Source organism: Xanthobacter sp. NM-59 (genome assembly GCF_021401125.1).
GTDB lineage: Bacteria > Pseudomonadota > Alphaproteobacteria > Rhizobiales > Xanthobacteraceae > Xanthobacter.
In genome coordinates, this window is sequence record NZ_JACBFQ010000012.1 from 104048 (window position 1) to 121710 (window position 17663).

Sequence of the window (17663 nt, forward strand, 5' to 3'; positions counted from 1 at the left end):
TGACTTCGCCGCAGCGCAGCAGGAATCATGAGGCTGTTCGCGGGCCAATCCGGCGCCACTGCATGCTTCGCGCGCCGCCCGCCACAGGACCACTCAGGGGATCTTCATGGCTGAGTTTCCGACCCAGGCCCAGGTCGTCATCGTCGGCGGCGGCATCATCGGCACGTCCACCGCCTATCACCTCGCCAAGCTGGGCTATAAGGACACGGTGCTCATCGAGCGCCACAAGCTCACCTCCGGCTCGACCTTCCACGCGGCGGGCCTGGTGGGTCAGCTGCGCTCCAACGCCAACATCACCCAGCTCCTGGGTGAATCGGTGAAGATCTACCAGACGCTGGAACAGGAAACCGGCCTCGCCACCGGCTGGAAGATGAATGGCGGCCTGCGCCTCGCCTGCACGCAGGAGCGCTGGACCGAGGTGAAGCGCCAGGCCACCACCGCCCGCTCCTTCGGCCTGGAAATGCACCTGCTGACGCCGAAGGAGGCGCAGGAGCTGTGGCCGCTCATGGACATTTCGGACGTGGTGGGCGCTGCCTTCCTGCCCACGGACGGCCAGGCCAACCCCTCCGACATCACCGGCTCCCTCGCCAAGGGCGCGCGCATGAACGGCGCCCGCATCTTCGAGGACACGGAAGTCACCGGCTTCAAGGTGGAGAACGGCCGCGTCACCGTGGTGGAGACCAGCCGCGGGCCGATCCGCTGCGAAATCGTGGTGAACTGCGCCGGCCAGTGGGCCCGCGAGGTGGGCGCCATGGTGGGGGTCAATGTGCCCCTGGTCTCGGTTGAGCACCAATATATGGTGACCGAGCGCATCCCCGGCGTCACCTCCGCTTTGCCCACGCTGCGCGATCCCGATCGCCTCACCTATTACAAGGAAGAGGTGGGCGGCCTCGTGATGGGCGGCTACGAGCCGAACCCCATTCCCTGGGCCATCAACGGCTTCCCGGAGAAGTTCAACTTCCAGCTTCTCCAGTCGAACTTCGACCATTTCGAGCAGCTCATGGAGCTGGCGCTGGGCCGCGTGCCGGCGCTTCAGACTGCCGGCATCAAGCAGCTCATCAACGGACCGGAAAGCTTCACGCCCGACGGCAACTTCATCCTTGGGCAGGCGCCGGAGCTCACGGGCTTCTATGTGGGCGCGGGCTTCAACGCCTTCGGCATCGCCTCCGGCGGCGGGGCGGGCAAGGTGCTGGCGGAATGGATCGTCGGCGGCGAGCCGCCTTACGACCTCTCTCCCGTGGACATTCTGCGCTTCGGCCGCAACCACCAGGATGTGAACTGGGTGCGCCAGCGCACGCTGGAAGCCTATGCCAAGCACTACACCATCGCCTGGCCGAGCGAGGAGCACAAAAGCGGCCGCCCGCTGCGGCGCTCGCCCCTCTATGACCGGCTGAAGGCGCAGGGCGCCGTGTTCGGCGAAAAGCTGGGCTGGGAGCGGCCCAACTGGTTCGCCGCCCCCGGCGAGGAGGCACAGGACCACTACACATTCGGCCGCCCCAACTGGACCGACGCCGTCGCCCGCGAGCACAAGGCGACCCGCGAGAGCGTGACGGTGTTCGACCAGACCTCGTTCGCCAAGTTCATGCTCATCGGCAAGGATGCCGAGCAGGCACTGTCTGCTGTCAGCGCCGGCGACATGACGCGCCCGGTGGGCTCGCTCACCTATGCGCCCATGCTGAATGCCCGGGGCGGCATAGAGTGCGACCTGACGGTGGGCCGGCTGGCGGCGGACAGCTATTACATCGTCGCCGGAACGGGTGCGGCCACCAAGGATTTCGACTGGCTGAAGCGGCATCTGCCCCAGGGCCTCGACGCCCATCTCATGGACGTGTCCTCCATGTATGCGGTGCTCGCCCTCATGGGGCCGAACGCCCGCAAGGTGCTGGAGAAGCTCACCCGCGACGACGTTTCCGACGCCGCCTTCCCGTTCGCCACGGTGCGCACGCTCAATGTGGCCGGCGCGCCGGTGATGGCGCTGCGCCTCACCTTCGTGGGTGAACTGGGCTGGGAATTGCACATTCCCGTGGAGTTCGCCGCCACGGTCTATGACGCGCTCATGGAAGCAGGTTCCGAATTCGGCATCCGAAATGCGGGCTACCGGGCCATCGAAACCCTGCGCCTGGAGAAGGGCTATTGGGCCTCGGGCTCCGATATCGGGCCCGACCACACCCCGTTTGAAAGCGGCCTCGGCTGGGCCATCAAGCCGGAAGGGGCCGGGGCCTTCATCGGCCGCGAGGCGCTGGAAAAGAAGAAGGCGGAACCGCTCAAGAAGCGCCTCGCCGGCTTCACCGTGGATGATCCCAACGTGGTGCTGCTGGGCCGCGAAACCATCTATCGCAACGGCGAGCGGGTGGGCTGGCTGTCGTCCGGCGGCTTCGGCCACACCCTGGGCAAGCCCATCGGCTACGGCTATGTGCGCCAGCCCGAGGCAGGACTGGACGAAGCCTACGTACTCTCCGGCACCTATGAGCTGGATGTGGCCACCGTGCGGGTTCCGGCCAAGGTGCACCTGGCCCCGCTCTACGATCCCGAAATGAAGAAGATCCTCGCTTGACCGGCGAGTGATGCCGCGGAAGCCGCCGCCAACCCCTCAGGCGGCGGCTTCCACCCTCCCCTTGAGCCCCCCTTCACCCGGACGAAAGGAGACCCCGCTTCGTGCCAACGAAATAGTCACACGAAGCCGCAAATTCGCGCAGGCAGGTTGGAAAAAAACAAAATATGCTCCGCTTCATTCCTGGGACGAATTGAAATTTCCGTTGAGTGAACGGCTTCGAAGTAAGCCGCCGAAAAACTTCCAAAGGGGTTTCGCATGCTTCGCACTCTGTCTCGCATCGCCCTTGCGGGCGTGGTCTCCATGGCGGTCGGCACGGCTTCGGCCGCGCCCGAATCCAAGGATCCCATCAAGATTACCCTCAACGACTGGACCGGACAGCTTCTCACCGCCCACATCATGGGTGAGATCCTGAAGAAGGAAGGCTACAACGTCGAATATGTCCCGGCCGATTACTTGGCCCAGTTCTCGGGCATGGGCACCGGTGATCTGACCGTTGCGCCCGAAGTGTGGGCCACCACGGCCCAGGAAGCGCTCGACGCGGCGGTGAAGACTGGCGGCGTGGAGAATATGGGTTCCTCCGGCATGGAAGCGCGCGAGGATTGGTGGTTTCCCGAATACATGAAGGAAAAGTGCCCCGGTTTGCCCGACTGGAAGGCCCTGAAGAAGTGCGGCGCCGCCTTCGCCACCCCGGACACCGCCCCCAAGGGGCGCTATCTCGGCGGCCCCTCCACCTGGGGCGGCTATGACGAGGAGCGCGTGGAAGCCCTCGGCCTGCCGTTCGAGGTGATCCATGCCGGCACCGACGCCGCCATGTTCGCCGAGCTGAAGAGCGCCTATGAGCGCAAGGCCCCGATCATCCTGTGGATCTACACGCCCCACTGGGCGCCCATCAAGTATAAGGGCGAGTTCGTGGAGTTTCCGCCTTATGAGGCCGCCTGCTACGAAGATCCGGCCTGGGGCGTGAACAAGGAAATGAAGTATGATTGCGCCAAGCCGCGTGGCCCCATCTGGAAGGCGGCCTGGTCCGGCATGAGCAAGAAGTGGCCGGGCGCTTACGAAATCATCAAGGAATACAAGTTCGACAACCAGACCATGGGCGAGCTTGCCGCCCGCGTGGATATCGACGGCCAAAAGGTGGAAGACGTGGCCGCCGACTGGGTCGCCAAGAACGAGCCCACCTGGAAGGCCTGGGTGAAGAAGCAGTGATGCCGGGGGCCCGTGGGCGTGCCCCACGGGCCCTTGCTCCAGCCTGCCCGGCAACCGGTCGCCGACCGGCGCCGGGAGGTCAGCGCCGCCCGCGCCCCTGCCAGAAGACCCGCACCCGATGGGCCGCCTCAGCCTTCGGATGCGCGGCGGTTCCTTCGTTTCCAGGCCATCCAGCCAAGGCCACGCAGCCAAGGTCCACCACCATGAGCCATCCCGTTCTCGCCTGTCGCAACGTCGCCAAGCTGTATGGGGCGAAAGCCCTGAAGTTTGTCGCCGACGGACGCCTTTCCGCCGATGGCGCGACCCTGGCCGAAGCCGGCGTCACCGCCGCCGTGCGCAACGTCAATCTTGAGATCCAGCGCGGGCAGACCTTTGTCATCATGGGCCTGTCGGGCTCGGGCAAGTCGACCCTGGTGCGCTGCCTGTCCGGCCTCACGCCGCCCACCGCCGGCGAGGTGCTGTTTGAAGGGCGCGACCTGTTCAAATATTCCGAGAGCGAGCTGATCCAGATCCGCCGCCACCAGATGGGCATGGTGTTTCAGCATTTCGCTCTGCTGCCCCATCTCAACATCCTGCAGAATGTGGCTTTCCCCCTGGAGATCCAGGGCCGCACCAAGGCCGAGCGGCTGGAGAAGGCTCACAAGATGATCGAGCTCGTGGGCCTCAAGGGCCGCGAGCACCGTTTCCCCAGCGAGCTTTCCGGCGGCCAGCAGCAGCGCGTGGGCATCGCCCGTTCGCTCGCCGCCGACCCAGACCTGTGGTTTCTGGACGAACCCTTCTCCGCCCTCGACCCTCTCATCCGCCGCGAGATGCAGGATGAGGTGCTGCGCCTGCAGGGCATGCTCAAGAAGACCATCGTCTTCATCACCCACGATTTCGATGAAGCCGTGCGCATCGCCGACCGCATCGCCATCATGAAGGACGGCAAGGTGGAGCAGATTGGCACCGCCGAGGAACTGGTGCTGACCCCCGCCACCGATTATGTGCGCGCCTTCACCCGCGAGGCGCCGCGCGCCAAGATCCTCACCGCCCGCGCCATCATGACGCCCGCCCCGGCCGACGCGAAATTCGCCGGGCTCATCGAGGCCAAGGCCCGCATCGCCACCTTCGCCCATCAGGTGGGCTCCGCCGATGGCGTCTACGGCGTGGTGGACAATGGCCGCATCCTCGGCGCCATCGACCGGCTGGCCATGATCGACGTGCTGGTGGGCCGCGAGCCGCGGGGCCTGGCGGCATGAGCACTGATGGCATGACCATGGCGCCCACACAGGACACCACCCGCGATCCCACCGAGGAACCGGCCACCGCGGCCCCCTTCCCCTGGCGCCGCCTGGTGTGGCCCGTGGTGGCTCTGCTCACCGTCGTCGCGGTGATGTTGCCCCACGAAGACCTTCCGGCCTGGGTCTGGAAATATCCCCATGCCTGGCAGGTGCCGCTGGCCTCCTGGATCTCGGACTTCATGAAGTGGCTGATGAACAGCGCCAGCTTTGGCCTGTTCACGGTGCGCGACATCACCCGCGCCATCTCGGGCCTGCTCGACATTCCGCTCTCGGTGGCCAAGGCCATCTTCGCCACCGGCATCATGCAGGGCGAAGGCTCCATGGCGGTGCAGCTGTTCCCGCCCATCCCCTGGTATTCCCTGGTGATCGCGGCCACCGCCGTGTCCTACACCATCGGGGGGCTGCGGCTCGCCCTCGGCATGGCGCTGGGTCTGCTCTATCTCGCGGTGTTCGGCCAGTGGACGAGCGCCATGGTCACCTTCGCCTCGGTGCTGGTGTCGTCCATCATCGGTTCGTTCGGCGGCCTGCTGCTGGGCCTGGCCTGCGTGCGCTCGAAGACGGTGGAGCGGCTGATCTCGCCGCTGCTCGACGTGGCGCAGACCATGCCGGTATTCGCCTATCTGCTGCCCATGCTGATCCTGTTCGGCTTCGGGCCGGTGTCGGCAATGATCGCCACCATCATCTATGCGGTGCCGCCCATGGTGCGCATCACCATCGTGGCCATCCGCGCGGTGCCGGAGGAGATCGACGCGCTCGGCCGCATGACCGGCTGCACCCGGCGCCAGATCACCTGGAAGATGCTGGTGCCCTCCGCCATGCCCGCGCTCATGGTGGGCGTGAACCAGGTCATCATGCTCTCGCTCAACGTGGTCATCATCGCCTCCATGATCGGCGCCGGAGGCCTGGGCTGGGACGTGCTGGCGGCCCTGCGGCGGCTCGACATCGGCGGCGGCCTGGAAGCGGGCCTCGCCATCACCGTGCTCGCCATCCTGCTCGATCGCTTCGCACAGGCGCTGGCCTTCCGCGCCAAGCGCAACCGGCGGCGGCAGGACAGCCAGAAGCTGGTCACCTACGCGGTCTATGCCGCGCTCGCCGTGGCGGCGGCGGGCTGGCTCGCGGCCGACCAGTGGCGCGCCATCGCCCAGTATCCGCAGGGCTGGCAGCTCTCCACGGGGCCGTTCTGGGGTGACCTCGTCTCCTGGATCAACATCAACTTCTACGGGCCGCTGGACGCGGTGAAGACCTTCATCCTGCTCAACGTCCTCTCGCCGGTGAAGCAGTTCATGCTCGCCTTGCCCTGGCCGTGGGTGGTGGCGGTGACGGCGCTCGCCGGCTATTGGCTCGGCGGCGCGCGGCTGGCGCTCACGGTGGGCCTCATGTGCGCCTTCATGGCGGTGGTGGGGCTGTGGCCGGCCACCATGATCACGGTCTATCTGTGCGGCGTGGCGGTGGTGATCTCGGTGCTCATCGGCGTGCCCGTGGGCATTGCCTGCGCCCAGCGGCCGATGCTGCGCACGGCGGTGGAGTGGATCATCGACACGCTCCAGACCCTGCCGGCCTTCGTCTACCTCATTCCCATCGTGATGCTGTTCCGGGTGGGCGACTTCACGGCCCTCATCGCCATCGTGCTCTATGCCATCGCCCCGGCCATCCGCTACACGGCCCACGGCGTGGCGCAGGTTTCGCCCCACCTCATCGAGGCGGGGGTGATGAGCGGCTGCACCCGGCGGCAGATCCTCACCCGCATCCGCCTGCCGCTGGCGGTACCGGACATGCTGCTGGGCCTCAACCAGACCATCCTGCTGGCCCTGTCCATGCTGGTCATCACCGCTTTGGTGGGCACCCGCGACCTCGGCCAGGTCACCTATGCCGCCCTCGCCAAGGCGGATGTGGGGCTTGGCCTGGTGGCGGGCCTCAGCGTGGCCTTCATCGGCATGATCGCCGACCGGCTCATCACCGCCGGCAGCGCCCGCCTGAAGACCCACAAGGGACACTGAGAGCCATGAACGCGAAAGCCGTGGACCGCGTGCGGGCCCTGTCCTTCTGGGGCGGGCCCGTGGATCCCCTGCCGCTGGGCGGGGGCATCACCAATTCCAACTTCCTGGTGGAGGACGGGCCGCGCAAATATGTGGTCCGCCTCGGCGCCGACATTCCGCTTCACAATGTGATGCGCTTCAACGAGCGCGCCGCGGCGCTGGCGGCGGAGGCGGCGGGCGTGTCCCCGCCCCTGCGCTATTTCGAGCCCGGCCTCATCGTCATCGACTTCATCGAGGGCCACACCTTCACCGAGGCCGATGTGCGCGCCCACCTGCCACGCGTGGTGGAGCTGGTGAAGCGGACCCATCGCGAAGTGACCCGCCACATCCGGGGGCCGGCGCTCAGCTTCTGGACCTTCCATGTGCTGCGCAACTATCTGGCCGCCCTCGCCGAACGGCGCCACCGCCTCGCCGGGGAACTGAGCCGCCTGGCGGGTATCGCCGAGCGCCTGGAGGCCGCCCTTGGCCCGGCTGAGATGGTGTATGGCCACAACGACCTGCTGCCCGGCAATTTCATCGACGACGGCAAGAAACTGTGGCTGATCGACTGGGACTATGGCGGCTTCAACACCCCCCTGTTCGACCTCGGCAACCTCGCGTCCAACAACGAATTGGACCTCGCCCAGCGCCGGGAGCTGCTCCAGCTCTATTATGGGCGCGAGCCGGACGACGCCCTGCGCCTGAAATTCCAGGCCATGTTCGTCGCCTCGCTGTTGCGCGAAAGCCTGTGGAGCATGATTTCGGAGCTCGAATCCACGATCGACTTCGACTACCGCGCCTACACGGCCAAGAACCTCACCCGCTTCGAGCGTGCCCTCGCCGATTTTGAAGCCCTGCGCTGAGCAAGGGCCGGCGGCGCGCCCGTCTCGTCTCCACGCGCCGGCCCATCGCCATAACGTCATGGGAACGCCGTAAAAGATCGGCCTTCGCGACAGCTCTCGGAAGGTGCCCCAGCGCCTTGGGAGCAGCCGCAAGGTCACGCGCGACCTGGCGGCGCGGGTGGACGGGGTGGAGGAGATCCGGGCGCAAACCGCGTGACACTTTTGCCGGATTTGCTCTAGAGCGTTCTCGCGCGAGGCCGCCCTCGGCCCGGAACGGATGCACCCATGGCTGCTGCGTCCACCGGACCCGACCGCCAATGACCGCGCGCGGCGAACCGATGGGACACGAGTAACATGCGCATAGCGATCGCCGGCCTGGGATATGTGGGCCTTTCCAACGCGGTGCTGCTGGCCCAGAGGCACAGCGTGATGGCCCTGGATGTGGACGCGGCGCGGGTCGCAAGCATCAATGCCCGCCGCTCCCCCATCGTCGATCCCGACATCGAGCGCTATCTGGCGGAAAAGGAGCTCGACCTCACCGCCACACTGAGCCCCGCCGAGGCCTTTGCCGGGGCTCAGTTCGTCATTGTCTCCACGCCCACCAATTACGACGTGGAGACCAGCCATTTCGACACCCACTCCGTTGAGGCGGTGATCGGGGAGGCGCTGGAGATCAATCCGGACGCCACCATCATCATCAAGTCCACCATTCCCGTGGGATTCGTGCAGCACCTGCGCACGCGGCTGGGGCGGGAGAACATTATCTTCTCCCCGGAATTCCTGCGCGAGGGCAAGGCGCTCCACGACAATCTCTATCCCTCCCGCATCATCGTCGGCGACCATTGCGAGGCAGCCCACACCTTTGCCGGACTGCTGAAGGAGTGCGCCTTGAGGGAGGACGTGCCCGTGCTCTTCACCGGGCCGGGCGAGGCGGAGGCCATCAAGCTGTTCGCCAATACCTACCTTGCCATGCGCGTGGCCTTCTTCAACGAGCTCGACAGCTACGCCCTCGCCTTCGGCCTCGACAGCCGGGAGATCATCGGCGGCGTCAGCCTCGATCCGCGCATTGGCGGGCACTACAATAATCCCTCCTTCGGCTATGGCGGCTACTGCCTGCCGAAGGATACCAAGCAGCTGCTCGCCAATTATTCGAGCGTTCCGCAGAACCTCATCCGCGCCATCGTCGACGCCAACGCCACCCGCAAGGACTTCATCGCCGAGCGCATCCTGGCCCGCGCCCCGCGCCATGTGGGCATCTACCGCCTCACCATGAAGGCCGGCTCGGACAATTTCCGCGACAGCTCCATCCAGGGCATCATGAAGCGGATCAAGGCCAAGGGCATCCCCGTCACGGTCTACGAGCCGCAGTTCAAGGATGACCATTTCTTCAATTCGCCGGTGGAACGGGACCTCGCCGCCTTCAAGGCCAACTCGGACATCATCGTTGCCAACCGCTGCACCGACGAACTGGCCGATGTCGCCCACAAGGTCTTCACCCGCGACCTGTTCGGCTCGGACTGAACCCCGCCCCGCAGGCTCCCCATCCCTCCGCCGGCTGCCTTCTTCAGGGCACATTGCAAGGCGAAACGACGCGGCGGCTTGGCGCCGCGCGCGCCGGCGCTTGTTCCGCACGCGGTTTCAGCGCACACGGGCATGGAGAAACGGCGGTGACGCCGCGGGACGCACAGCAAAACAGAGGGAACGCATGAAGGGTATCATTCTCGCCGGCGGCAGCGGCACGCGCCTGCATCCCCTGACCCTGGTCACCTCCAAGCAGCTGATGCCGGTCTATGACAAGCCGATGATCTATTACCCGCTGTGCGTTCTCATGCGCGCGGGCATCACCGACATCCTCATCATCTCCACCCCGCAGGACATGCCCCAGTTCCAGCGCCTGCTGGGCGACGGCAGCCAATGGGGCCTCTCCTTCTCCTACGCCGTGCAGCCCTCGCCCGACGGGCTCGCCCAGGCCTACATCATCGGCGCCGACTTCGTGGCGGGGGAATGCTCCGCGCTCATCCTCGGCGACAACATCTTCTACGGCCACGGCCTGCCGGAGCTGCTGCAGCCCGCCGCCCACCGCACCGAGGGCGCAACCGTCTTCGCCTATTACGTCAATGACCCCGAGCGCTACGGCATCGTGGAATTCGACGCGCAGGGCCACGCCCTCACCATCGAGGAAAAGCCCAAGCAGCCACGCTCCAACTGGGCGGTGACCGGGCTTTATTTCTACGATCCGAGCGTGGTGGACATCGCCGCCAACCTGAAGCCCTCCGCCCGCGGCGAGCTGGAGATCACCGACGTCAACCGCGCCTATCTCGAGCGCGGCCAGCTGCAGGTGGAGAAGATGGGCCGCGGCTATGCCTGGCTCGACACCGGCACCCATGACAGCCTGGTGGACGCCGCCACCTTCGTGCGCACCCTGGAGCGCCGCCAGGGCCTTCGCATCGCCTGCCCCGAGGAGATCGCCTTCGTCACGGGCCTCATCGATCGCGACCAGCTCCACAAGCTGGGCGAGAAGCTCGGCAAGAGCGATTACGGCCGCTATCTGATGCGAATCGCCGAAGAGACCGCCTGATTCCCCAGCGGCTCGCCGCGCCGGCCCAGGGGGGGCAGGCCGGGGCGGGCCGCAATCATCGCCCGTGCACAAGCAAAAGGGGCATCCGCGCGAGACCGCGCGGATGCCCCTTTTCGTTTCAACGCACCTGGATCCGGGATTTGGCGCCCCGCTCGGGGCCCGCCATCTCCCCCGCTGGCCTCAGACCGCGGTGTTGATCCACTGCACCAGCTTGGCCTTGGGGGCGGCGCCCACCTGGCGGGAGGCGATCTTGCCATCCTTGAACATGAGCAGGGTGGGGATCGACATGATGCCGTACTTGGAAGCCGTCTGCGGATTCTCGTCCACGTTCAGCTTCACGATGCGCACCTTGCCGGCCAGCTCGCCGGACACTTCATCGAGGATCGGCGCCACCATGCGGCAGGGACCGCACCACTCGGCCCAGAAATCGACGATCACCGGCGCGCTGGAATTGAGCACGTCGGTTTCGAAGTTCTGATCGGTCACCTTTTCGACGGCCATGACATACCTCGTAGGGGCAGAATGAAAGAACCACTGAATGTTGCCTGGGAACGTAGGGATGCCCTCCCCGTCCCGTCAAGCGGCGTCACGCCGAGGTGAGCGCCGAAAGCGCGGACAGGGCCCCCGCCAGCGCCGCCCCATCCAGAACGAACACGCGCGGCTCGGCGGTATAAACCAGCCGCGCTTCCACCGCCCGCCCGCCGAACACCCGCGACAGCACGGCGCCATACAAAGCCAGCTGCGCCACATGGCTGCGGGGCACGCCCGCAAGGTTTTGCGGGGGCGTGCGGTCGGTCTTGAAATCGGCCACGAGGATGCGGTCCGACAGAATCGCCAGGCGGTCGATGCGGCCGTTCACCTCCACCCGGCCGGCACCGGGAAGGTCCAGATGGCCCGCCACCGGCAGCTCGGGCCGGCTCTGCGGGCCGAACAGATCCGCGAGGGGCGCATGGCCCAAAACCGCCATCGCCTCGGCCAGGATCTCCCCATGGCTCTCCGCATCGAGCCCCTGGCCGGCGTGGCGCAGCAGGCGCAGCCCCGCCTCCTCCCGCCGCTCCAGCGCGATGTCGGCGAGGCCGGCGAGCAGGCGGTGTACCAGGTCGCCGCGCACCAGGGGTGGCACGCCGGCCGCCTCGGCCTTGGCGTGGGGCTGCGCCGGTGCCGCGCGCGAGGGCCGCAGCACCCGGGGCGGGGCCTCGTGGGGCGGCGGCGCGGTGAAGGTCAGCGGCGCTGGCGCGGCAGGGGATTCGGCCGGGGTGGAGGCGCGGGCGGCCGCGGCGAAGGCTTCCGCCAGCGGCGCCTTGCCCCACCGCAGCACCGTGCCCTCGAAGCCCAGGGCCGGCACCTGTGCCGCATCGGGCGCGAGCGCGGTGCGCACCAGCTCATACCAGCAGCCGTCCGGGCGGGCATGGTCCTTGTCCTTCGCCGGCAGCGCGGTTTCCGCGCCGCAGACGATGAGGGCATCCTCGGCGCGGGTCAGGGCCACGTAGAGCAGGCGGCGATATTCATCGAGATCGCGCGCGGCGGCGGCGGCGCGGGCCGCGCCGAGGGCGGGCGAATCCTCCGCCTTGCGCGGCGCCAGCACCGGCACTTCCCGGCCCCCTTCAGCGGTCAGGCGCAGAAAGCCGCCGGAGGTGCGCGGGCGCGGCAGGTCCACGGTGTCGGCCAGAATCACCAGGGGCGCCTCCAGGCCCTTGGCGCCATGCACGGTCATCACCCGCACCTCGTTGCGGCCGCTCTCCATGTCGCGCTTCGTCTCAGCCCCACCGCGGCGCAGAAAGGCCAGGAAGCCGGCGAGGCTGGCGGGCTCCGCCCCCTCATAGGTGCGCGCCAGGGCCAGGAACTCGTCGAGCACGTCCGCCGCCTCGGGGCCGAGCCGCGCCAGCACCGCCCGCCGGCCGCCATCGCGCCCCAGCACGCGGGCGTAGAAATCGAACGGCCGCAGCCCCAGGGCCTCGTCCCGCCAGCCCGAGAGGCGGCGGGTAGCGGCCTGGGCGCGGGGCTCCGCGGAAGCCGCGAGCGCATCCACCAGCCGGCCCGGACGGCCCGGGCACAGGGTCATCAGGTCATCGTCAGTGAGGCCGAACAGCGGGCTTTTCAGGACGCTCGCCAGAGCGAGGTCGTCATCGGGGGACAGAAGGGCATCGCCCAGTGCCATCAGGTCGAGGGCGGCAATGTGCTGCGCCACCACCAGCCGGTCGGCGCCCGCCACCGCCACGTCCGGGTCGTTCAGCTCCTTGAGGGCGCGGATGACGGCTTCGAACACCCGCCCACGCCGGCGCACCAGCACCAGCACGTCGCCCGCCCGCATGGCCCGCCCCGACCGCGAGGGCATGGCAAGGCCGGAGCGCACGCCAGCCTGCACGAACCGCGCGATCCGCTGGGCCAGGAGGCTCACCGGGTCGTCGCTCGGCGCGGCATCGAGGGGGCGGCGCCAGTCGTCCACCTCCGGCACCGGGCTCGGCACCGTGGTGGGCCACAGCTCCACCAAAGCCGGCGCATCGGCGCGGATGGCGGCGTGCACCGGGGCGGAGGAATCCAGCGTCAGCCCGGCGCGGGCATCCTCGCCGGCGAAGATGCGGTCCACCGCTTCCAGCACACCGGGAGCGGAGCGGAACGAATGGGGCAGCCGCACTTCCTGGAACGCGGCGGCGCCCGCCTTCTGCGCGAACTCCGACCGCATGGAGCCGAACGCGCGGGGGTCCGCCCCCTGGAAGGAAAAGATGGACTGCTTCTCGTCGCCCACCACGAAAATGGTGCGCTTCACCCCCGGCCGGGCGCCCTCGCCGGAGAAGAAATCGGAGGTGAGGCCGTGCACCACCCGCCATTGGGCCGGGCTCGTGTCCTGCGCCTCGTCCACCAGCACATGGTCGATGCCCTGGTCGAGCTTGTAGTGCACGAAGGAAGCGGGCACCTGATTGAGCAGGCCGGAGGCGCGGGCCACCAGATCGTCGAAATCGAGCAGGCCGCGCTGGGCCTTCTCCGCCTCGTAGCGCCGGCAGGCCTCCGCGCCCAGCACCAGAGCCGCCTCGGTGCGCTCCAGCACCCGCGCGCTGCGCAGGGCGCCTTCCAGCGCCGCGAGGCGCTCGCGCTCCGCCTTCATGCGGGCGAGCAGGTCCGGATAATTGTCGGCCACGAACTTGGTGGCCAGCGAGCGGTCGGCGCGCGGCTCGCGCTTGTCGGTAAGGAAGACGCTGAGATATTCCGCCCGCGCCTCCTCCGGATTCCCGGATTCGTAGGCGGCGAGCAGGGCGGCCGCCCGCTCCTGGTCGGTCTTCTTGTCGGAGGTGGCGAGGGCCTTGCCGGCCGCCTCCCATTCGCTCCAGGGCAGATGGGGGCTCTCCAGCATCTGCGCTTCCAGCTCCGCCACCCCGGCCCCGGCAGGCACGCCCAGGACGCGCGCCAGGGTGGAGCGGCGCTCCACCGCGCCCGTCCCCAATCCGGCGATATGCTCGCGCTGGCCGATGGCCGCATCCAGCATGGCGGTGATGGAGCTGTCGGCGAGATCTGCCATCAGCTGCGCCAGGGCCCGGCCCAGCTCGCTGTCCGGCCGGGAAGTGGCCTCGATGATGAGATCCTGGCGGATGCGGGCCATCAGCTCGGCGCGGGCCACATCGTCCAGCTCACGGAAGCCCGCCGCCACCCCCGCCTCGAACGGGAAACGGTGCAGCAGGCCGCCGCAGAAGGCGTGGATGGTCTGGATCTTCAGTCCGCCCGGCGTTTCCAGGGCCAGCGCGAACAGCCGCCGCGCGCGGGCGCGCAAAGCCGGCGTCACCCGCTCGCCGGTGGCGCTGATGAGCTCGGCGTCGAGCCCGGCATCGTCCAGCCCCACCCATCGGCCCAATATGCCCAGCACCCGGTTCGACATATTGGCCGCCGCAGCCTTGGTGTAGGTCAGGCAGAGGATGCGGGCCGGCTTCACCCCCGACAGCAGCAGGCGGATGACCCGCCGCGCCAGCACATGGGTCTTGCCCGAGCCCGCATTGGCCGACACCCAGGCCGAATGGGCGGGATCGGAAGCCAGGGACTGGCGCCGGGTGGCCTCGGCCTTGGGGCCCGTCGGCTCCTTCTGGCTTGGCGGCTCCTTGGAGCGGGAGGTTTCCTCGGGCCCGGCGGCAGCGTTCGCGCTCATTGCTCTTCCTCCCCGCCCAGCGCCCATTCGCGCACCCGCGCCAGATGGTCATAATCCCCATAGCCGCCCTGCCATTGAGGCGCGGCCAGGGAGCGGTAGCCCTGGGCCTCGTCCTCGAACGCCGCCAAGAGGGAGATGAGCCCGGAAAGCGCCGTCTCGGCCACGTCGGTGGGGCTGCGGTCCTTGTAGCGGATGGGCTTTTCCTCGCCCCCCGCCGCGCCGCCCTTCAGCTCCACATAGGTGATCTCGGACACCGGCAGCGGCGGCACGTCACGGAAGGCGCCGCGCGCCGCCATGGCCGCTTCAAGCGCGAGCTGGGGCGAGAGGGAGGCCACCTGCTTGGCAGTGGGCGCGCTGCCGGTCTTGTAGTCCAGAATGGCCAGCGTTCCGTCGCGCTTCACCTCGATGCGGTCGGCCCGGCCGGCGAGGCGGAAGCTGTTCTCGCCCAGGGGCAGATCGAGCTGGCCCGGCGTCTCGGGCACGATCACGTCGCAGCCGGCGCGGCGGCGGCGCTCGAACTCCACCACGAAGGCCGCCACCCGCTCGAACCGCGCCCACCACACCGCATGCTCGGCCGGAAAGGCGGCCAGCGGCGCGAACGCGGCCCGGCCATGGGCCAAAAGCTGGTCCAGCGCATCGCGGGGCAGATCGCGCGGGAAGGCGCCGGTGAAGGTACCCAGCGCCGCGTGCAGCGCCGTGCCGCGCTCGGCCGCGCCGGGGGCCGCGTCCAGCGGGTCCAGGGGCTGGAGGCCGAGCACGTGGCGGGCGAAGATGGAATAGGGATCGCGCAGGAAGGTCTCGATCTCCGTCACTGTCAGCCGGCGCGGGCGCAGGGCCAAAGGCGGGGCCGGCGCAGGGCGGGTGGCTCGGGGTACGCTTTGCGCCACATCGAGGGCCGCCGCGGCCGCCGTCCAGCGGCGCCCGCGCGCCCGTACCTCGCTGGTAAGATCCCGCCCCAGCACGGTTTCCAGCCGCTTCAGGAAGCGCGAGGGCACGCTCTGGGTGCCCCCCACCTTGCCGGCATAAGTGAGCACCACCTCGTTCGCGCCGAACGCCTGCACGAAGTCATGGGCCGACAGGCCAATGCGCCGTTCCGGCAAATCGAGGCCGAGATCGAGCCTCATGGGCCGGCTGAGCCAGGGGTCCGTCTCCCCCTGCTGCGGCCACATGCCCTCCACGAGGCCCCCCAGCACCACCCGGTCCACCCGCACCAGCCGCGCTTCCAGCGGCCCCAGGATGCGCAGGCGGGCATGGCGTTCGCCAACGGGCCGCACCATGGCATCGCCGATGAGAGAGGAGACGGCGTCGGCATAATCGAAAAGGGCGAGCTCAGGTCCGTCCGCCGCCGCATCCCCCACCGCCCGGAACGCGCGCGCGAGGGCGGCGCGGGCGGGGTCCTCGTCCATCTCGTCCAGAGGTCCGGCAATGGCCTCGAAGGCGGCGCGATGGGCCTCCACCAGCTCCGGCAGCGGCAGGGCGCCACGGCGCTCCGCCAAGGCAGACAAGGGGGCCATCGCCGCCTCAAGCTGGTCCACCAGCAGGCCGGCGCGGTGCAAGGCGGCATCGGTGAGGCGGCGGCGCGGGTCGGCGCCCCGGAAGCCATCGGGATCACAGCTTTCCAGCGCCGCCCGCAACCCTGAGACACCGGCCCGGGGCCGCGGCCCGCGCAGGGCGGCCAGCTCCAGGGCCGCCAGGGCCTCGCCTTTCAGCTCGGGATCGAGGCCAAAGCCCGCCAGCGGGTGGCTGAGCAGGGCGAACAGCGGCACCGGCGCCCACCCCTCCGCCGCCACCTGGGCGATAAGGCGGGCGAGGCGGCCCACCGGCGCTTCGGCCAAGGGCGTGCCGGCGGAATCGTCCACCGCCACCCCGAAGCGCGCCATTTCCGAAACCACCCGGCGGGCAAGATCGCGATCGGGCGTGACCAGGGCCGCCATCTCGCCGGGACGCTCCAGGCTCTCGCGCAGCAGCAGCGCCACCGCCAGCGCCTCCTGGCGGGGATCGTCCGCCTCCACCACGGTAAGGCGGTCCACCGCCAGCGCGCGCTCGGCCTGCGGCAGGCGCTGCGGCAGCTGGGCCCACAGGTCGGACGTCTCGGCCTGCCGCATGGCCTCGCTCAACAGTCGCTCGCGGCTGCCGCCGATGGCAAGCGGCTCCACGTCCGCCCGCTTCAGGTCCAGGGTCTTGAGCAGCTTGGCAAGGCCGTATTGGGGGTGGTCCGGCGCGCCCTGGATGGGGTCGATGAGCAGGGAAAAGGCCTCGTCCTCCATGTGAAGGTCGAGCCCGGGCAGCACCACCGCGCCTTGCGGCAGGCGGGAAATGGCCTTTAGCAGGCGCGCGGTCGCCGGCATGGAACCGGTGGAACCGGCGGCGATCACGGGGCCGGCCTCCAGCCCCAGTACCGTGAGGCGGCGCGCCTCCGCATCCACCAGCGCGTCGCGGCGCACCGCGGGCTCGACGAGGCCGGCGGCGGCCAGATAGGCGTCGAAGCCCATGCGGGCGATGCGCACGAATTCGAGGCTGATCTCGAAATAGGGATCAAGCTCGCGCGGGGTCAGGCCATCCAGGCGTGAAATCGGCACCCCGGCGGTGGACAGATCGTCGAACAGCCGCGCCAGCTCATCGGCCAGCGCCAGGGTCGCGGCGGGGCCGGCGGCCACCGCCGCCCGCCCCTCACCCGCTTTCAGCGCCGCGCGCCAGCGGGCCACGAGGCTCGCCAGCACCAGCCGGCGATGCACTGGCGCGGTGGCGTGGGGCGCGGCCAGGACCGGCGCATCCTCCGAAAAGGCCAGCGCATCTTCGTCCACATCCCCCAGCGGCACGATGCTGGGCAGAAGCAGCGCATCGGTGCCGGCCTGCTGCAGCAGCGCCTCAGCGAACAGGCGGCAGGCGCGGCGGGTGGGCAGGAACACGGTGGCGGCGGCAAGGCCCAACGGGCCGGAGGCGCCGGGCGCGAAGCCCGCGATCAGCCGCCCGTCCAGCAGAGCCCGCGCCAGGGTGGAAAGGAAGGGCGCGGTGGGCGGAATGGTGAGCACGCGCGGCAAGGGCACTCTCCGGGA

Annotated in this window: 10 protein-coding genes; 7 read left to right on the plus strand and 3 right to left on the minus strand. The window is 68.9% G+C overall.

Features of this window, described 5'->3' with window-relative positions; all coding sequences use genetic code 11:
• Positions 1–100: 100 nt before the first annotated feature.
• From L0966_RS18850 to rfbA, 7 genes are all read left to right on the plus strand, one after another.
• Entirely contained in the window at positions 101–2554 is a 2454-nt protein-coding gene (locus L0966_RS18850) for an FAD-dependent oxidoreductase (RefSeq protein ID WP_370640783.1), read from the plus strand.
• 255 nt (positions 2555–2809) lie between these two features.
• A complete protein-coding gene (locus tag L0966_RS18855) occupies positions 2810–3760 on the plus strand; it encodes an ABC transporter substrate-binding protein (protein WP_234053576.1) in 951 nt (316 codons plus the stop codon).
• Positions 3761–3963: 203 nt separating this feature from the next.
• Entirely contained in the window at positions 3964–4998 is a 1035-nt protein-coding gene (locus L0966_RS18860; RefSeq protein WP_234053577.1) for a glycine betaine/L-proline ABC transporter ATP-binding protein, read from the plus strand.
• Positions 4995–7037, plus strand: coding sequence for a proline/glycine betaine ABC transporter permease (locus L0966_RS18865; protein WP_234053578.1), 2043 nt, complete (start codon positions 4995–4997; stop codon positions 7035–7037). Before L0966_RS18860 ends, L0966_RS18865 begins: the two co-directional genes overlap by 4 nt.
• A gap of 5 nt (positions 7038–7042) precedes the next feature.
• Positions 7043–7918, plus strand: a complete 876-nt coding sequence (locus L0966_RS18870; protein ID WP_234053579.1) for a phosphotransferase — start codon at positions 7043–7045, stop codon at positions 7916–7918.
• A 333-nt stretch (positions 7919–8251) separates the two neighbouring features.
• Entirely contained in the window at positions 8252–9418 is a 1167-nt protein-coding gene (locus tag L0966_RS18875) for a nucleotide sugar dehydrogenase (protein ID WP_234053580.1), read from the plus strand.
• A gap of 184 nt (positions 9419–9602) precedes the next feature.
• Positions 9603–10475: a glucose-1-phosphate thymidylyltransferase RfbA gene (gene rfbA, locus L0966_RS18880; protein WP_234053581.1), complete on the plus strand. Its 873-nt coding sequence runs from the start codon at positions 9603–9605 to the stop codon at positions 10473–10475.
• A gap of 180 nt (positions 10476–10655) precedes the next feature.
• Here the strand turns inward: rfbA and trxA are convergent, their stop codons facing one another.
• The 3 genes from trxA to addB form a co-directional block, all read right to left on the minus strand.
• Positions 10656–10976: a thioredoxin gene (gene trxA, locus L0966_RS18885; protein WP_234053582.1), complete on the minus strand. Its 321-nt coding sequence runs from the start codon at positions 10974–10976 to the stop codon at positions 10656–10658.
• A gap of 85 nt (positions 10977–11061) precedes the next feature.
• Positions 11062–14607 carry a double-strand break repair helicase AddA gene (gene addA, locus L0966_RS18890; protein WP_234053583.1) on the minus strand — a complete coding sequence of 1182 codons (3546 nt, stop codon included), beginning with the start codon at positions 14605–14607 and terminating at the stop codon, positions 11062–11064.
• Positions 14604–17654, minus strand: coding sequence for a double-strand break repair protein AddB (gene addB, locus L0966_RS18895; RefSeq protein WP_234053584.1), 3051 nt, complete (start codon positions 17652–17654; stop codon positions 14604–14606). Before addB ends, addA begins: the two co-directional genes overlap by 4 nt.
• Positions 17655–17663: the final 9 nt, after the last annotated feature.

Coding starts and splice junctions, on each gene's coding strand:
- L0966_RS18865 (WP_234053578.1), top strand. CDS start 4,995: ATGAGCACTGATGGCATGACCATGGCGCCCACACAGGACACCACCCGC.
- addA (WP_234053583.1), bottom strand. CDS start 14,607: ATGAGCGCGAACGCTGCCGCCGGGCCCGAGGAAACCTCCCGCTCCAAG.
- L0966_RS18875 (WP_234053580.1), top strand. CDS start 8,252: ATGCGCATAGCGATCGCCGGCCTGGGATATGTGGGCCTTTCCAACGCG.
- L0966_RS18860 (WP_234053577.1), top strand. CDS start 3,964: ATGAGCCATCCCGTTCTCGCCTGTCGCAACGTCGCCAAGCTGTATGGG.
- L0966_RS18870 (WP_234053579.1), top strand. CDS start 7,043: ATGAACGCGAAAGCCGTGGACCGCGTGCGGGCCCTGTCCTTCTGGGGC.
- rfbA (WP_234053581.1), top strand. CDS start 9,603: ATGAAGGGTATCATTCTCGCCGGCGGCAGCGGCACGCGCCTGCATCCC.
- L0966_RS18855 (WP_234053576.1), top strand. CDS start 2,810: ATGCTTCGCACTCTGTCTCGCATCGCCCTTGCGGGCGTGGTCTCCATG.
- trxA (WP_234053582.1), bottom strand. CDS start 10,976: ATGGCCGTCGAAAAGGTGACCGATCAGAACTTCGAAACCGACGTGCTC.